1 protein-coding gene is annotated in these 654 nt (G+C 58.1%); it reads left to right on the top strand.

Annotated features, from left to right (window positions below):
• Positions 1-654 (top strand): type II toxin-antitoxin system HipA family toxin (locus NKI59_RS35015; protein WP_352709082.1); only part of this gene is annotated, 654 nt, incomplete at both ends.

Below are 654 nucleotides of genomic sequence, written 5' to 3' on the forward strand. Positions count from 1 at the left end.
TTAGCGGCGCTGGGCGCCGATCTGCCGGGAGCCGTACGGGCGTTGCCAAGTGACGGCGCGATAGCGGTTTCGCAGGATGCTTCAAAGGATAAGCCCAAGGCACGGTTCTCACTTGCCGGCGTGCAGATGAAGCTGTCGGTCAGAATGGAAACTGGAAAAGGCGGGGGCCTTACCTTGCCGATGGACGACGAGCAAGGCCGGTACATCGCCAAGTTTTCTTCAACGGTGTTTCCGGGCGTTTCGGAGAACGAATTCGCCAACCTGGCGCTGGCCGCAGCAATCGGCATGGAGGTGCCTGAATGCGAACTGGTCGAGAAGTCCAATTTTGAGGGCATTCCCGAAGAATTCAACACGCTGTCGGAGGGCAAGGTCCTTCTCGTCAAACGTTTCGATCGCGGCGCCGATGGCGATAGGATTCACATTGAGGATTTTGCTCAGGTCTTCGGTGTCTATTCCTCGCGCAAATACGAGGGCGCTGCTTACCATGACATAGCCTTGGCCCTTGGCGCGGCCGTCTCGCCTACGGCTGCTCTCGAATTCGTCCGCCGCCTGGTGCTGACGGTCATCACCGGCAATGGCGACGTGCACCTGAAGAACTGGTCTTTGATTTATCCCGGTAAAGGCGACAAGCCGGTGCTTGCACCAATCTACGAC

The organism is Mesorhizobium sp. M0598 (assembly GCF_040320865.1).
Taxonomy (GTDB): domain Bacteria; phylum Pseudomonadota; class Alphaproteobacteria; order Rhizobiales; family Rhizobiaceae; genus Mesorhizobium.